This is a genomic window from Paraburkholderia caffeinilytica (genome assembly GCF_003368325.1).
Classification (GTDB): domain Bacteria; phylum Pseudomonadota; class Gammaproteobacteria; order Burkholderiales; family Burkholderiaceae; genus Paraburkholderia; species Paraburkholderia caffeinilytica.
In genome coordinates this window covers 2,025,684-2,041,268 of sequence record NZ_CP031467.1, presented here as the reverse complement: position 1 = coordinate 2,041,268, position 15,585 = coordinate 2,025,684, and the positions used below count along the sequence as shown (strand labels likewise).

Genomic DNA, 15,585 nt, shown 5'->3' with positions numbered 1-15,585 from the left:
CGTCTCGCGAAACAAAAAAGGCCATGCGGCGCTACGCCTCGCGGCGGATGCCTGCGAGCGATGGCGTTGCATGACCCCTCTGTCCTCGATACCTGAGAGATTGCGCTCCCGTGCGATGTTGCAGCTGTCATCGCTACGGTGAAACGCGCGCCCCTTCGGTGGGCAGCCTGCCAGAATCTGCTCGACGTACGTTCGATGTACGCGACGCAGACGGCTACTGCCGCTCTCCAGAGTGCGAAAAACCGGTGCCTTGATCTTGCTTGGGCGCGGGTTCTTCGACGCGGTCGGTCCTTTTGCCTGAGAGTTTGCGGGTGTGCCCCTTCGGCGGCGCGGCCTGCGATTTTCTGCGGCCAGCACGCTCTCCCGACGCGTGCGGCGAATGTACGCGAGGGCCGGGGGCTTGTCAAATAAAGGCCCGCAAGGGGCGTGGCGGTTGGCGCTGCAAGATCGCGACAGTCAAAAAAAGCGCGGGACGTGACGCCCGCGCTTTTTTGCTTCAGTGCCCGAACCGGCCCGATTATTCGCCGATGGCGTGCGCTGCGTTATCCAGTTCCTGGTTCAGCACATGCTGTTCGTCGCCGGACAGGCCGCCGCCGTGTTGTGCCGCCATATCGTGGGCCTCCTGACGGATTACGTCGAGGCGGTGGTGCAGTGCGCCGCCTTGCGGGGGCGGGTAATAGCCTTGATTGACGCGAGCGTCGATGCGGCGGCTCAAGTTGTCGATACGGCCATTGACCTGGCTGAAGCGCTGATCCGCGATTTGCTGCGGGTTAGGGCGCGGCGCCGGCGCGGGTTGCTGGGGAGCCACCACGCAGGCGGCCAGGGAACTGAGCAAAGCGCATGCTGCTACTGCGCGGACGATACGGGGCATGGACTCTCCGGAAGTCGTTGTCGTTTTGTAGTGCTACTGGGGTAGCAACGGATTGCCGGGAATTCGCGCTGACCGCAGAGGCGGGGTTATTTGTAACGTTATGTTCCTTTCGGGATTGTCAGGCTTTGGCTCATGGCGTCTTTGGCGGCGGCATGGTCTGCGTGCTGCCGCCAAATGGCCAGAAAGCGTCCCGCAGCGTACGGCAATAATCAGCGAATACGTTCGAACGGCAGCCGGACGCCTTCCTCGGAACTCCGGGCTGCAAGCTCGATGATCGTCATGACGTCGACCGCATCCTGAGGGCTGATGGGAAACTTCGCGCCGTTCTGAATGGCGTCCGCCAAGGCAATATAAAAGCCGATGTATTCCCCATTGCGCGTAGGCACTTCCCGCTCGACTTCCTGATCGCCTTCGAGCACGCGCAATACCCCAGCCGTGTTGCCGGCGCCGAATCCCTCGTCGCCGGGCCGTAAGCCGGCTTTCAACTGATCCTCCTGCGTATCGAGCCCATATTTCACGTAGCTCCCTTGCGTGCCGTGAATCGCAAACCTTGGCGCGACCAAGGCAGTCAACGCGCTTGCATGCAACACCACCTCGAAGTCGCCGTACCCGAGCTGGATATGGACGTAGTCCGGCGCACTGGCCTGGTCGCGATGCGTCCGAACCGTCGCGGACACGGTCTGCGGTGCGCCGAACAGCGCCAACGCCTGATCGATCAGGTGCGGTCCGAGATCGAATAGCAGACCGCCGCCGCGCGAAGCCTCCTCGCGCCAACGCTGCCGAACCTCCGGCCGGAAACGGTCGAAATGCGATTCGTATTGCGTGATGCGCCCCAACTCTCTGCTGGCCAGCAGATCCCGCACGGTCAGGAAATCACCGTCCCAGCGGCGGTTGTGAAAGGGCACGAACCGCTTGCCGCGAGCCAGTGCAATGTTGGCGAGCGTGTGGGCGTCGGCGGCGGTCAGCGTGACGGGCTTGTCGACCACCACGTGCTTGCCCGCTTCCAGCGTGCGGCGCGCCAGGTCGAAATGCGTGTCATTGGGCGTCGCGATGACGACGCAGTCGATTTCTTCGAGCGCCAGCAGGGCGTCCAGATCGGCCACCACTTTTGCGTGCGGGTAATCGGCCAGCGCGTGCTCGGGCTGACTCGTCGCGATGGCCGCGATGCTCGCTCTCCCGCAGTGCTCGATTACCGGCGCATGAAAGGTCGCGCCAGCGAAACCGTAACCCATCAATCCAATCTTCAGCGATGCGGACATGCGTGTCTTCCTGCAAAAACGGCGCGCCGCTTTGCCACCGCGGCGACGGCGCGCAACGCCGTAATTGTGGCATGTCCCGAAGGCGGACTGTCGGCAACGTCGCAGGCGTCTTGTCGACGGCGGCTGCCCGGCGGCGCTCGGGCGGCAGTTGACGCGGCATTCACGGCAGCGAGTTCGAGCCGCCGTTTTTGTCCCCTGACTGGCTGCCACCGCGGTCTTCATTCCAGGTCGCTCGTCAGCTTGTCTGTCGCGGCATCGGCTCCGGTCATCCGTGTTAACATCGCTCCTCTCGCGCGGATCGCAGCGAGCCGGAACGCCCGTTGCACCGAGGCGCGCTCCAGCCGCCCGCCCCGCGCAGCATGCCCCCGGGCCTTCGGTCTCGCGATTCCGCACCCAAGCGCCCTCAACCGCATTACCCATCCACAGACGATGTCCGCAGGCCTGAACCCCGCTCAAAATGAAGCGGTCCGTTATCTTGACGGTCCGTGTCTCGTGCTCGCCGGCGCAGGCAGCGGCAAGACGCGCGTGATCACGCAGAAAATCGCCCATCTGATCGAAGCCAAAGGCTTCGAGCCGCGCCACATCGCCGCCGTCACGTTCACGAACAAGGCCGCGCTGGAAATGCGCGAGCGCGTCGGCAAGCTGCTCGAAGGCAAGACGCTCACCACGCCCGGCAAGGAAGGCCGCAAAGTGCCCGTCAACCAGCTGACGGTTTGCACCTTCCACTCGCTCGGCGTGCAGATTCTGCGGCAGGAAGCGGAACACGTCGGCCTGAAGCCGCAGTTCTCGATCATGGATTCGGACGACTGCTTCGGCATGATCCAGGAGCAGGTCGGCTCGACGGACAAGGGCTTTATCCGCAAGATCCAGTCGATTATTTCGCTGTGGAAGAACGGCATGATCATGCCGGAACAGGCGATCGCGATCGCCGCGAACGAGGACGAGCATCAGGCCGCGATCGTCTACCGCAATTACGTGGCGACACTGCACGCGTATCAGGCGGTCGATTTCGACGATCTGATCCGCCTGCCCGCCGAACTCTTCGAGAAGAACGAGCAGGTGCGCGACCGCTGGCAAAACAAGCTGCGCTATCTGCTGATCGACGAGTATCAGGACACCAACGCGTGCCAGTACGAGCTGGTGAAACTGCTGGCCGGCAAGCGCGCCGCTTTCACGGCTGTCGGCGACGACGACCAGGCGATTTACGGCTGGCGCGGCGCGACGCTCGAAAATCTCGGGCAGCTCAGCAAGGATTTTCCGAAGTTGCATCTGATCAAGCTGGAGCAGAACTACCGCTCGACAGTGCGCATTCTCACCGCCGCGAACAACGTGATCGCGAACAACCCGAAGCTGTTCGAAAAGAAGCTCTGGTCCGAGCACGGCATGGGCGACACGATCACCGTCACACCTTGCAACGACGAAGAGCACGAGGCCGAATCCGTGGTGTTCCGCCTGTCCGCGCACAAGTTCGAGCGGCGCGCGAATTTCCGCGATTACGCGATCCTGTACCGCGGCAATTTCCAGGCGCGCATCTTCGAACAGGTGCTGCGGCGCGAGCGGATTCCGTATGTGCTGTCCGGCGGGCAGTCGTTCTTCGACAAAGCCGAGATCAAGGATATCTGCGCGTATCTGCGCCTGATCGCCAACGCAAACGACGACCCGGCGTTCATCCGCGCGATCACCACGCCGCGCCGCGGCGTCGGCAATACGACGCTCGAAGCGCTCGGCTCGTTCGCGGGCCAGGCGAAGGTGTCGCTATTCGAAGCGGTGTACATGGGCGGCATCGAGGCGCGCCTGTCGCCGCGTCAGATCGAACCGATGCGCGTGTTCTGCGACTTCATGCAGCGCCTCACCGATCGCGCCGAGAAAGATGCCGCCGGGACCTTGCTCGACGAACTGATGGATGCGATTCACTACGAAGCCTATCTGTACGACGCGTTCGACGAACGCCAGGCGCAGGCCAAGTGGCAGAACGTGCTGGAGTTCATGGAATGGTTGAAGCGCAAGGGCACCAAGGCTGAGCCTGAAGGTTCGGAGAAGAGCGAAGCAACCGGCTACGACACCGCCGACGGCTTCGGCGACACGGGCAAGAGTCTGCTCGGCTTGATCCAGACCGTCGCGCTGATGTCGATGCTCGAAGGCCGCGAAGAAGATCCGGACGCCGTGCGGCTCTCGACCGTGCATGCGTCGAAGGGGCTGGAGTATCCGCACGTGTTTCTGGTGGGCGTCGAAGAGGGCATCATGCCGCATCGTGGCGGCCCGGACGACGAACCGATCGACGACGCGCGCATCGAGGAAGAGCGTCGTTTGATGTACGTCGCGATCACGCGGGCGCAGCGCAGCCTGCATCTGAACTGGTGCAAGAAGCGCAAGCGCGCGAGAGAGACCGTGGTGTGCGAGCCGTCGCGCTTCATCCCCGAAATGCTGCTCGACGACGCCCCGCCGCCGACGCCCGAAGAAGCACCGATGTCGCCGAAAGACCGGCTCGCGAGTTTGAAGGCGCTGTTGCAGAAGCCTTGATCGTGGGGCGCATGCAAGACCCCGTGCGCGGCAGGTGCATCGGCGGTTTTTCGACGTGCGCAGGCTACAGTGGCACGGCCCGTTAGTCGGACGTCGAACGGACTTCGAACGGGCGCCACTCGGAGACTGCTCGCATGCCCATGCCACCGCTCGCGCATTATCGCCGTGCACTCGAAACCTATATCGACGCGAAAGACAACACGCGTGCCCACCGCATCGCCGAGGCCTTCGCGCCGGACGCGGTTCTCACCATTTCGCTTGCCACGTCGAATATCGCGTTTCCGGCGCGCACGGTCGGTACCGATGCGATAGCGAAAACGCTCGTTACCGATTTCGGCGCGCAATACGCGCAGTGCCGCACCTATTACGTGTGTGATTCGCTCGCGGTGGAGAACGGCGCGATCGACGCGTTGCCGTGGCTGGTGGTGATGCGCGAACGGGCCACCGGCGCGTTGCGCGTCGGCCATGGGGTGTACCGGTGGAGTTTCGACGCGGCGCCGGCCGTCACGGGGTTTCATATCCACATTGCGCGGATGGACGTCGTGCCCGACGTCGACGGCAAATTGCTCGACGCGTTGCAGGATGGGTTGAGTTATCCGTGGCTCGTACCCGCTGAGCTGCACGCGCATTTCACGTCGCTCGCTCGCAGCACGCCGGCGTTGGCATTTGTCGAGGCGTTCGGCCGTCCCGCGGCTGCATCGGCGGGTGCCTGACTTTCCGGTGCACCGAGCGCTCGCACACTAAAAAATCCCTGCCCGTGTCGCCACGGGGCAGGGATTTTTTGTTTTACGACGACCGCCGGAAGCGCCTTACTTCGCCGCGCTGACCATATAGTCGACGGCGGCCTTCACGTCTGCGTCGGAAGCCGTCGAACCGCCTTTGGCCGGCATCGCGCCCTTGCCGTGCAGCGCGTAGTTGTAGACCGTGTCCATTGGCTCTTTCAGGCGCGGCGCCCACGCTTCCTTGTCGCCGAACTTCGGTGCGTTCAGCACGCCGGCCGCGTGACAGGCCTGGCAAACCTGCTGATACAGCGCCTTGCCGGCTTGCGAAGCGTCAGCGCTTTGCGCCCCGCCTGCCGCCGGTGCAGCCGCCTGCGGCACGCTGGCCATGGCTGCCAGCGCGGCAGCGGCCTGGGCGGCGCCGGTGTCCGAAGCACCCGCCGGCGCCGCGGCGGCAGCGCCGGATGCGGCAGCTGCCGCACCCGCTGCCGGTTGCGCCGGTTCAGGGAAGCTCGCGCCGGAATTGTTCGCCATGTAAGCCACTGCACGGGCGATTTCGAAGTCGCTGTAGTCGTCCGGGCTGGTGCCGCCACGCGCGGGCATCGCGCCCTTGCCGGAGAGCGCCGTGTGCAACAACGTGTCGAAGCCCTGCGCGATGCGCGGCGCCCAGTCGGCGGTATTGGTGAATTTCGGCGCACCGGCCGCGCCCGACGCGTGGCACGCCGAGCACACGGCCTTGTAGACCTCTTCGCCGGATTTGTAGACGCGCGGCGCGTTGGCGTCGCGAATGTCGACCTGCGCGAGCGGCTTGATGCGCGCGGCGACCTCGGCGTCGGAAAGACTGTCTGTGCCGGCGCCGGTGCGCGTCGAATTGTCGACGTAGATCACCAGCAGAACGATGATGACGATCGGTACCGCAAAACTGGCAATGATCGCGGCGATGAGCTGCCCGGGGGTTTTGATTGGGGCTCCGTGTGGTGCTTCGCTCATGCTTGTCTCGTCTCCGTGGGTATGTGAGCGGTACAGCGTGACGGCAACTTCTTGTTCTTTAATCAGGCACGGACGATTATAGACGCAAGATTTCGACGGCGGCGAGGGACGCGGGGAGGTGTTCAGCAGGCGTTTACCCGCATCGTCGCGCGAGGCCGGGGCCGGCTGGATGGTGGGCCGGGGCCGGACAATCCCGCCATATAGGCCGCCCGGTGGACGGTTCGGCCGAAACCGGGTATCCTTTCGGTCTCGCTTTGGCGTCGCTCCTGTTCAGGTTGCCGCGCTTTCGTGTTGAAGCGCCCGTAGCTCAATGGATAGAGTACTGCCCTCCGAAGGCAGGGGTTGCTGGTTCGATCCCAGCCGGGCGCGCCAAGAATCCCCAGTAGAACAAAGACTTAGAGAGCTGGGCGACTTTCCGGGCGCTGTCGTACGGAAAACGTACGGAAATGCTCCACCGTTCATCCTTCCCTTGAAACCCGACTTTCCGATACCCTTCGGCGTCGAAAGCGGCGGTGTGCAACCGGTTTCAAAAAACGTCGCGGCCCAGCAAAACCAGCGGCGAGCCAAGCCGACATGACACGAAACTTGCCATACGTGCGCCACCGGGAAACGCCTCGACAGAGGCTCGACAAGGCGGCGAAAATTCAGCGCGATCAGCGTACGAATCTACTAAGAGACAAGGCTAGAGAACTCGGATTGCCGGAACCGGGTCTTGATGGCTTCATTTACAACTTGGGCCCCGGCCTTCTCCGTGTCGAAAAGCCGATGTCGCCGGACATCGTCGAAGCGTATGTACGGTTGCAAAGCGCTGCCCACGAACTACATAGGGCAATCGAATCGGTGGGCAGACACGATGCCCATCATCGTTATCTCGCTGCGAACATTGATTTAGTGAAGAAGGACCTAGCCTCGCTGTTGCGGCCCGATAAGCCTCGGGCGACCGACGGCGACGCGCTGTTTGCTGTCGACGCTGGACTCGTTCGCTTTTCGTTCAATTCAAAATCGGGTCGCCCGATCGACTATGTGACGGAGTTGGCTTGTGAGGCGGCGCTCGCATGGCGCCTCTCGTACAAGACGTGGCCTGCGTCGAGAGGCGAGAGCGGTTTCCACAAGATGCTCAAGTTCGCTTGCGAGAGGCTGTTAGGGATGGCGGAGAAGGACACGCCAGGCCGCAGAGCTGCGCAAGAGGGCGTAGCGCTCTGCAAACTGAGATGGGAAAACGGCTGGTCGGGTGGCCGCGTGCATAGCTCCGCTGACGCGGACGGCATGCTACAGATTCGGGCCAACAAAACTTAGATGTGACGCAGGTTCACGCCGTATGCCGAACCAAAATGGAGTCATTCGAACACGGATGAACTCCAATGGAAAACAAACAATTCGACCTGCGCCTTTACCGTCTCCCTGATGTCTGTGGGTTTACCGGCCTTCGCAAAAGCTCCATCTACGCCATGATAAAAGACGGGAGCTTCCCCGCTCCCGTGCGTATTGGTCGCCGGGCTGTCGCATGGCGGCAAGAGGATATCGGTCGATGGATCGATGCGCGGAAGAGCACGGAGGCTGGGTCACACGCTCTCGCTGGGGCGTGCAAATGAGGGCCTCGCATCCTACTGCTGCTATCGGCACTCGATCGACGATTAGAGCGGAATCGCGCGTCACTTCGGCGAAGAAGTCTCTCTTTCGCGGCCCCGTACCGGCATCGACTTGGCAGCCGCCCCGCATCATTCCTCAACTCGTGCTCGACCGCGCTCTGAATCCGTTGGTTTATGGCTATCGATACGATCCACAATTTCAGCAGTGGCGCCGGCTCGCTGCTCTCCGTCGCAAGGAGCTGATTGAGGCGATTCGGCTGAAGTCATTGCGTCTCGTGACGGAGCGACCAGGGCGCACTCTAAAAGACGCGGTGAAGTCCTTTTTTCGGTCGCGCTTAGTTCATTTCGACGAACTGCACCGCACCTGGGTCGATGGTAATGGCCCGTTCGGGCATCAGACGTTGCCCGAGAGGCAGGCAGCGCTCTATGCCCGATGGCGAGCGTGGCAGCAGGGGGGCGAACTGCTGCAATGGTCGCTTGACCCGTCCATCGCTTGCGCGGAACCGTTCTATCGGCGTGGCAAGCCAAAGCGCGATGGCGGGTGGCGGACGTTCTATAGCTTCGGCATCGCACGAACCACGCGTCAGCGCTTGGTCCACGTGGCACTAACGGCAGCTTCGTGCGACCAATATCGCGCTCAGGCTATGTATGACGGTGGGATGTCGGCCGTTGTGGACGAGGTCAGGCGAATGCTCATCGACAACCCTCTGCTGACGCACTGCGCGAAGATCGATATTCGAAACTGCTTTGACAACATCCAACTAGGCTCTGCGCACGGGGTGCTACCACTCGCGCCCAAGGTCATTCAACAAACGGTAGCAATCAATGCAAAGGAGGCAGTTGACCAGAGAGAAAGAGACCACCGAAGACATGATCGTTATCTACGGAGACGTGAAGAGTTATTTGCATCCGGACCCTCGCTGGCTCTGCCGCAAGGCGCAGCCTCATCACCGTTTGTCGCTTACTCGCTGATTGAAGCAGGGTTGCCGCCGTTATCGCCTGACCGCGAGTTCCTGTACGGCGACGACCTGCTTGTGCTGGGTGAATCGCAAGACGATGTGAGTGCACAAGTGTGCCGTTTTCGGCGGCTTTTCGAAAGGCACCCAGCGGGGCCCTTGCAAATCCACTCGGACTGGGAGGAGGAGCCACGTGACGTGCGAGACGGTTTTGAATTCCTCGGAATCCAGTTCAGACGAGTAGTAAAGATGGCGGACGGAGTAGGCAGCTTCTTCGTCAGCGCTCGACTTCCGCTAGATGCGCGCGCTCAATTTCTCGATAACGTCCGCGCGCGAGTGGATCACGCAAGGGAATATGGCGATAAAGCGCTTTCTGATGCGTCGCGCTACGTTCGAGGTTTTCTGGGGAGTCGGCCCACCGATGATCGAGTCGAATTGCTGATAGCAGCCTGTTTGGTCATCGAAGAACGTGGAATCGACGCTGCGCCGATATGGGAGCTCGGGGCTAGTTAAGAGCTGCGGTGGCTTCGCCGCCTGCCGTTAATCGCCGCGCAGTCTTTGGGATAGCTCTGGGTCCAGCAAATTCATCGGAGTAGTCCTGAGTGCAGCGGCGAGCTTGCCGATGTTGTCGATAGAAATGTTGCGCTCACCTCGCTCGACCGAACTGACGTAGGTCCGACTTAGCTCTGCGGAGTCGGCCAACTCCTCTTGCGATATCTCTCTCGCGCGCCGCAGTGCACGTAGGTTCGAGGCAAAGATTTGCCTCACGGTTGGTTCGACCGGCGTTTTCCTCATAGAGATAGGATCGCCGTCGCGAATGTTGCGGTCCACGCACTATGCGGTTAATCTTGATAACTATAAGTGACATTTCGAAAAATTAAGACAACGCCTTGACGCCTCCGTGCAATTTTGAAACCGGTTGCACGGCGCGCGCACCTGGCGATTGTCGAACTGACCAGACAACAACGAGAGAAGAAGATGGCGATGAATGCGAATACACGGAAATGCACGGCGGTCTTGGCCGTTACCTTGGCATGTGCCGCTTACGGGGTGTCGGCCGCGACGCCGGCAAAGAAGCCTCACCCCTCACCGGTGGCCGTCTGGGACAAAGAGCCCGCTTCATTCCTCGGGTTCGAATTTGGTAAGCCCCTCCCGAGTGATCTTGTTACGTGTCCGTCGTCGCTCCGCGACCTTGCCCTCAACTTCACTCACACGCCCTGCTTGCAGGTTGACGAACCCATCGTCAAGCTCTGGTTGGCACCCGAGCTTGGGTTTCCGTACACCAATTTCGAGTACCTGCACGATGGAAACGTTGCATCCGTGACGCTGCAGACGAGCGTCGATAACTATGATGCATTGAAGAGCCTGCTCACTACCCGGTACGGCCCTCCGACCCGAACGTCTACTACCGTCGTAAAAACTATGGCGGGTGGCGAGTTCTCGTCAGAACAGTGCAGATGGACTGGCGCCCGCATCAGTATTCTGCTTGATCAGCGTCATGAGAAGGTCGATCAGTCGCAGGTCTTTGTCGAAGACACTGCGCTCATGAGGGCGGTTATGGACCAGGCCCACGCAAAACAGAACGAGGCCGCCTCGAAGCTCTAACGTGCGCCGTCATATTACGCGAAGGTGCAGCTAAGTGCCCTCTGCCGACCGCACCGCCGCAGTTGATGTATCGACGGTGGTGCCTGTCACCCAGTATGTCCGGAAAACATCTCTGTGCGACCGTTTTTGAAACCGGTTGCACGTGCCCGGCAAGCTGGCCCGCAACCTGAACGCGTTTACCCACATGCATAGCCAACGCGCTGTAATTGATAAAACTCACGAAGGCGTGCCTGGCAGTAGTTGTCGCTTGGGATGTTGTGGTGACATTGAGCCCGTCGTGCATCGCTTCCAATTCGTCACCCTTGCCTTTGACAAGCCGCAGACGGTGTTCCGGTTGCCTCAGTGGCGCTGGCCCGTCACGCGCCCGTATAACGGATTCAGCGGTGGTGCTCGCATCCGGGGCTGGCAACTGAACCGCTTCTACCGACAGAACGGGTGGCTTCATTACGATGACGTGTGCTCAGTGACGGGCGCGGTCGGCGAAGTTGGGCTGCACAACGAGGACTATTCAAGACCTTGGACCGCATATCCCGTCTCGAAGCGCGCACACACCCTGATTCACACCCGCGCACGGTTTTCGAAAGCGTGGAGCGCCTTTCTCACCAAAGAGGCATTGTCCGACACGTGGGCCAAGACCCTTTCACCTGATGGTGGCGTCTCGATCGCCGATCGAGATTGCGGCGTCGTCCACTTGCTCGAACATGCGCCACATCCGGAATGGGTTTCCTTGCCCGAGAACGAGTTCGACGGCCGTTGAGGTGGTGGCCAACATGTCTGGAAATTCGTGATGACATTGTTGGGGCCGGACTTTATTCACCCGGACAAATTACGGATGAGTGTTCGGCACGGTGACGAAGCGGCCGCCGCCAGCTCCCATGAAATCGTTGCCTCCTTCAATTGCTATGTCTACCCGGGGCGCAAGCCGGATGCCGCAGTCTCGGAATTTAATGCATTGACCGGTCCGGCTGGCTAATCAGGGGCAGTTGCAGGCAGTCAATTGGTTGCTCTGGATGTTGGCTTTCTAGATGTCTGTGCGATTGGTCTTACAATGCCAACTCGCGGGACAGAATCAAGAAAAAGCGAGAGACCAATGAAACCTTTATCCGTACTGAAACCGACACCCGAACAGCTCAGACTCATCCTGTCGGCCAGACCTGGAGTCCGGATCGTCCGAGGCGCGGCCGGCAGCGGCAAGACCACCCATGCCATGTTGATGTTACGCATGGCGCTGGGGTATCTCCTCTCAGAAAAGAAGCGATCGAAGCGCGATACCCCTATCAGGGCTGTCGTCTTCACTTTTAACCGTACACTGGCGGCCTACATTACCGCATTCGTGAATGATGTGGTGGTCGCGGCGGGAGGCAGCGAAGCTGACGTGGATGTGACCGTGACGACCTTGTCGAAGTACGCATTGAACAGGTTGCCGAAGATCGATCCTAGCAACGTTATCAACGATGGCGATCAGGCTTCATGGGTTGTTCGCGCTGCTTTGAAGGCTGGGATCAAACTTGATCCCTCGTTCCTCGCGGGGGAAGTCCAGTACCTGCTGGGGCGGTTTCCGGCGGATCGTCTCGCCGACTATGTCAAGGCTGATCGAACGGGGCGTGGTGCGGCACCACGAGTTGACGAGAAATTGCGGATGCAGATTTTGGACGACGTGATCGCCCCGTACGTCAGCTACAAGAAGTCTACCCGGCGACTTGATTGGAACGACGTTGCGCTGAAGCTCTGCGAGGAAGAGCCGGAATCTATCGACATCCTTATTGCGGACGAGACGCAGGACTTTTCAGCGAACCAGCTTCGAGCGATCATCCGTCAACTCGCGCAGCCGTCATATGCTGCGTTCGTCCTCGATACGGCGCAGCGAATCTACTCGCGGGGCTTTACGTGGCGCGAGGTCGGTCTCGAAATTCGGCCGGAGAACGTCGTGACCCTTGGTCGCAACTACCGCAACTCGAAAGAGATTGCGGTGTTCGCGGCACAATTGTTGCAAGGAACGAGGCTCGATGAAGACGGTACGCTACCGTCTTCGACGGACGCCATACCGAATGGCCGACTGCCGGTCGTCCTCGAAGGGCGTTACAGTGCTCAGGTCGCGCAGGCTTTGGCTTACATTGATGCTGAGGTCGATCTTGCCACGGAGACTGTTGGGTTCCTACACGCGAAAGGCGGGGGATGGTTCGAATACCTTCGAGCAGCACTTAAAGGTGCTGGGCTCGACTTCGCGGAGCTGACGCGAGTCAACGAATGGCCTCCCGGCGACGAGTCCATTGCCCTGTCCACGATTCACTCGGTGAAAGGGCTGGAGTTTGATCACGTTTTCATGCTTGGACTGAGCGACGAATGCTTCTCGCACGGCCAAGAGGATGAGGATGAGGAGTATCTGCGCGCGCGCCGGCTCGTCGCAATGGGCATCACGCGTGCACGGAAGACTGTGACGATCGGGTATAAAGCCGATAGCCGGCCGAAGCTTGTCGAGCTTATGGAGCAGGGCACATTTACCCTGAAAAAAGTATGACGGTCGCCGACCAAATCGCAGCTCGTGGGATCACCGACCTCGTGCACTTCACGACGAACGTGGGTCTCATTGGAATCGTGTCGACCGGGAAGTTGCTCCCCAGATCATCTCTTAGCGATGAGCTCACCCTGGAGTACATCCTGCGGGTAAATTCGAAATTTAGGCGTGACACGGCTTGGCTGGATCACGTTAACCTCTCGATCAGCCGGATCAATCATACGTTTTTCGAGCAATCTGAGGCTTGGCACAACGACGTTTTCTGGGTGCTCCTGTCCTTCGACGCGACCCTGATGACGCACGACGGTGTTTATTTCACGACCACAAACAACATCTATCCGGCGTGTAGGCGCGGAGATGATGTTACCGCGTTTGACGCGATGTTCGCTGATGAGGTTCCCGCGCGCTATTCACAGCGGATTCGCCGCGCTCTGACCCACCCTCTGGGGTGGACAACCTGTCCGCAGGCGGAAGTGCTTTATCCTGGGGCGGTATCGCTGGAACATCTCAAGGCGATCTACGTCCGAACAGAGGATGAGGAGCACGTGGTGCACGCGATTCTCGCCGCCGTAGGGGAGCCCAATCTGCCTGTGATTCTCGACCCGAGCAAATTTATTGCTGTTCAACAGCCGTCATGACCGATAAAAGCATAGAAGCTATTCAGTGTTCGGCCCTTTGGGCCGCTTACGGTGACGCGTTGGGTTTCATGACGGAACTGGCCGATCGGTCCCTAGTCCGCAGGCGCACCGGTGTGGAGACGGTGATGAATTTGCGTCCGTGGAAGCGACGCATTGGCGGCCGCTTCGGGATTGAGGTCCCTTTGCCGGCCGGCGCGTACTCGGATGACACTCAGTTAAGGCTAGCGACAGCGAGAGCGATCCAGGGCGACGGACATTTTGACGTCGAGGCATTCTCCAAGGTGGAGTTGCCCGTCTGGTTGTCGTATGCGCTCGGTGCGGGCAGAGCTACCACGACGGCGGCTAGCAACCTCGCTCGGCGTGACACCCAATGGTTCGCAAACTTCTATGAAGAAAAGGGGTTGAGCTACGTTTCGAGTGGTGGTAACGGCGCAGCTATGCGCATACAGCCCCATGTTTGGGCATCGCGATCACCCTCAGTTCCGTCGAGCTATCTGATAGAAGTCGTCAAGAACGCAATATGTACTCATGGTCATCCAAGAGCCGTTGCTGGAGCGGTATTCCACGCGGTTTGCCTCGGACGCGCCATGACCCGGCTCTCGCCGCTGTCCTCAATTGATCTCGTGGAGGCAGTGGAGTGCGTTGGAGATATTCCATCTTCAATTCGACGGGACAACTATCTTAGGGACTTCTGGTTGCCTAGGTGGGAGGACGAGGCTAAGCAGTCCGTCGACGAAGGCTATAAGGATGTCGTGCGCGAACTCAAACAACAGGTCGATCAGGCAACCACTTGGCTGTCACGCGCCCCCCTCGCACCGTATGCCGAGCTGGTGGAACTCCTTAAGCTCGACGACGCTTCGACTCGTGGGTCCGGTACTGCGACGGCGGTGGCCGCGTCAGCGATGTCAATCCTCCTGAACGATCGGAAGCCGGACGAAATCCTGTTCGAGATCGTCAACACATTGGGTACGGACACGGACTCGATCGGAACAATGGCTGGGGCGCTCATCGGAGCCGTAACCCAAGAGCAGCCTCCTGAACGGCCACAAGACGCGGACTTGATAGTTCGCGACGCCGAGCGTTTATCTAATATCTCTCGACGAAAGTCAGTTGGATCATTTAATTACCCTAGCTTACTCGGTTGGGAGCCGCCAAAGAGTGCTCTCGATGCTGTTGCAGCTGATGACGACACGTTGCTTGTAGCGGCGCTCGGCAGGGCGACTCCAATTGATCCGCCTCTCGATGTCCCAAGTTCAAAAGGTGCTTACGGGTATCAATGGATCAAACTCGAATTCGGACAAACAGCGGTAGTCAAGAGACGCTTGTCGGGCGCAGAGCGGCAGCCTGCAACGCATCGACAAGGGGAGCTACTTGGACAAGTGTCGGACAGTCCTTCGAAAGAGAGTCGAGAGCCCGAGCACCGGCCTGTAGAAAATGCGAACGCCCCTAAAGCAAGGCTCGCGCAGGAGGAAGATAAGGCAACAACGAACTCGGGCGCGAAGTACGGCCTAGACGACAGCCTCGATCTCGATCGCCTTACAGCCGAGGCTATCCAATCTCATTTCGACAGCACGATCATCGGGGAACACATCCGAGCCCTAGCCGACGGGCCGCATCCAGTGGATCGTTCAATCGCGTACGTTGCGATTATCGCGAAAGCACTTGTGGCACGACGGCGGCGGACTGCATAGGTCGGTGCACTTGGGGCAGAGACGGTCGTTCCCGCAGGTAAACACATTTGTTGGCCCAGATCATTCTGCAAGCTGACGCGGCCCAATGCGCTCACTAGTAAAGGTCGAGAGCGCTGCGCACCGACTGCCTTTGACATGCTGCGTCCGGAAACGGTCGTTTTTGGACGACCGCCGGCGCCCTGTCCAAAAATCTGCTTGACACCTTTTCGTACGCTGTTAATGTTTCGTACAG

The 15,585-nt window shown here is 60.2% G+C and carries 15 protein-coding genes, 1 tRNA gene and 2 riboswitches; of the genes, 12 read left to right on the top strand and 4 right to left on the bottom strand.

The genetic code is table 11. The features are described 5' to 3' along the window. Nucleotides 1–69: 69 nt before the first annotated feature. A riboswitch (glycine riboswitch) is annotated at nt 70–241 on the bottom strand. Nucleotides 242–275: 34 nt separating this feature from the next. Continuing rightward, nucleotides 276–376, bottom strand: a riboswitch (glycine riboswitch). Between the two features lie 141 nt (nt 377–517). Together DSC91_RS25440 and DSC91_RS25435 are read right to left on the bottom strand one after the other, a co-directional pair. Continuing rightward, complete coding sequence (locus DSC91_RS25440) at nt 518–871, bottom strand: hypothetical protein (RefSeq protein ID WP_115781398.1); 354 nt, start codon at nt 869–871, stop codon at nt 518–520. Nucleotides 872–1,080: 209 nt separating this feature from the next. Continuing rightward, entirely contained in the window at nt 1,081–2,130 is a 1,050-nt protein-coding gene (locus DSC91_RS25435) for an oxidoreductase (protein WP_115781397.1), read from the bottom strand. Between the two features lie 429 nt (nt 2,131–2,559). On the opposite strand from DSC91_RS25435, the gene DSC91_RS25425 reads away from it, so the two are divergent. Further along, nucleotides 2,560–4,650, top strand: a complete 2,091-nt coding sequence (locus DSC91_RS25425) for a UvrD-helicase domain-containing protein (RefSeq protein WP_115781395.1) — start codon at nt 2,560–2,562, stop codon at nt 4,648–4,650. Between the two features lie 134 nt (nt 4,651–4,784). Further along, the gene (locus DSC91_RS25420; protein ID WP_115781394.1) at nt 4,785–5,363 is read left to right on the top strand and encodes a hypothetical protein; all 579 of its coding nucleotides are present in this window, start codon (nt 4,785–4,787) and stop codon (nt 5,361–5,363) included. Nucleotides 5,364–5,459: 96 nt separating this feature from the next. Here the strand turns inward: DSC91_RS25420 and DSC91_RS25415 are convergent, their stop codons facing one another. Continuing rightward, a complete protein-coding gene (locus tag DSC91_RS25415) occupies nt 5,460–6,359 on the bottom strand; it encodes a c-type cytochrome (protein ID WP_115781393.1) in 900 nt (299 codons plus the stop codon). Between the two features lie 296 nt (nt 6,360–6,655). Here DSC91_RS25415 and DSC91_RS25410 point away from each other — a divergent pair. From DSC91_RS25410 to DSC91_RS25395, 4 genes are all read left to right on the top strand, one after another. Continuing rightward, nucleotides 6,656–6,731 (top strand) — tRNA-Arg (locus DSC91_RS25410). A gap of 201 nt (nt 6,732–6,932) precedes the next feature. Next, on the top strand, nt 6,933–7,655 hold the full coding sequence (locus DSC91_RS25405; RefSeq protein WP_162831464.1) for a hypothetical protein: 723 nt from the start codon (nt 6,933–6,935) through the stop codon (nt 7,653–7,655). Between the two features lie 65 nt (nt 7,656–7,720). Continuing rightward, nucleotides 7,721–7,951 (top strand): helix-turn-helix transcriptional regulator, encoded by a 231-nt coding sequence (locus DSC91_RS25400; RefSeq protein ID WP_115781391.1) that lies wholly within the window; start codon nt 7,721–7,723, stop codon nt 7,949–7,951. Beyond that, entirely contained in the window at nt 7,948–9,417 is a 1,470-nt protein-coding gene (locus DSC91_RS25395; protein ID WP_115781390.1) for a reverse transcriptase domain-containing protein, read from the top strand. Before DSC91_RS25400 ends, DSC91_RS25395 begins: the two co-directional genes overlap by 4 nt. 27 nt (nt 9,418–9,444) lie before the next feature. Here the strand turns inward: DSC91_RS25395 and DSC91_RS25390 are convergent, their stop codons facing one another. After that, nucleotides 9,445–9,735: a helix-turn-helix domain-containing protein gene (locus tag DSC91_RS25390; protein WP_308422795.1), complete on the bottom strand. Its 291-nt coding sequence runs from the start codon at nt 9,733–9,735 to the stop codon at nt 9,445–9,447. Between the two features lie 153 nt (nt 9,736–9,888). Here DSC91_RS25390 and DSC91_RS25385 point away from each other — a divergent pair, with 153 nt between their 5' ends. The 6 genes from DSC91_RS25385 to DSC91_RS25360 all read left to right on the top strand — a co-directional run bounded on the left by DSC91_RS25385 (nt 9,889) and on the right by DSC91_RS25360 (nt 15,353). Further along, nucleotides 9,889–10,509, top strand: coding sequence for a hypothetical protein (locus DSC91_RS25385; RefSeq protein ID WP_162831463.1), 621 nt, complete (start codon nt 9,889–9,891; stop codon nt 10,507–10,509). Between the two features lie 277 nt (nt 10,510–10,786). Next, nucleotides 10,787–11,266 (top strand): hypothetical protein, encoded by a 480-nt coding sequence (locus DSC91_RS25380; RefSeq protein WP_244218035.1) that lies wholly within the window; start codon nt 10,787–10,789, stop codon nt 11,264–11,266. A gap of 30 nt (nt 11,267–11,296) precedes the next feature. After that, the gene (locus DSC91_RS25375) at nt 11,297–11,482 is read left to right on the top strand and encodes a hypothetical protein (RefSeq protein ID WP_115781387.1); all 186 of its coding nucleotides are present in this window, start codon (nt 11,297–11,299) and stop codon (nt 11,480–11,482) included. 117 nt (nt 11,483–11,599) lie between these two features. Beyond that, entirely contained in the window at nt 11,600–13,027 is a 1,428-nt protein-coding gene (locus DSC91_RS25370; protein WP_162831462.1) for a 3'-5' exonuclease, read from the top strand. Continuing rightward, nucleotides 13,024–13,662 (top strand): DarT ssDNA thymidine ADP-ribosyltransferase family protein, encoded by a 639-nt coding sequence (locus DSC91_RS25365; RefSeq protein WP_115781385.1) that lies wholly within the window; start codon nt 13,024–13,026, stop codon nt 13,660–13,662. The genes DSC91_RS25370 and DSC91_RS25365 overlap by 4 nt, the downstream gene beginning before the upstream one ends. Further along, entirely contained in the window at nt 13,659–15,353 is a 1,695-nt protein-coding gene (locus DSC91_RS25360) for an ADP-ribosylglycohydrolase family protein (protein ID WP_115781384.1), read from the top strand. The genes DSC91_RS25365 and DSC91_RS25360 overlap by 4 nt, the downstream gene beginning before the upstream one ends. Nucleotides 15,354–15,585 lie beyond the last annotated feature (232 nt).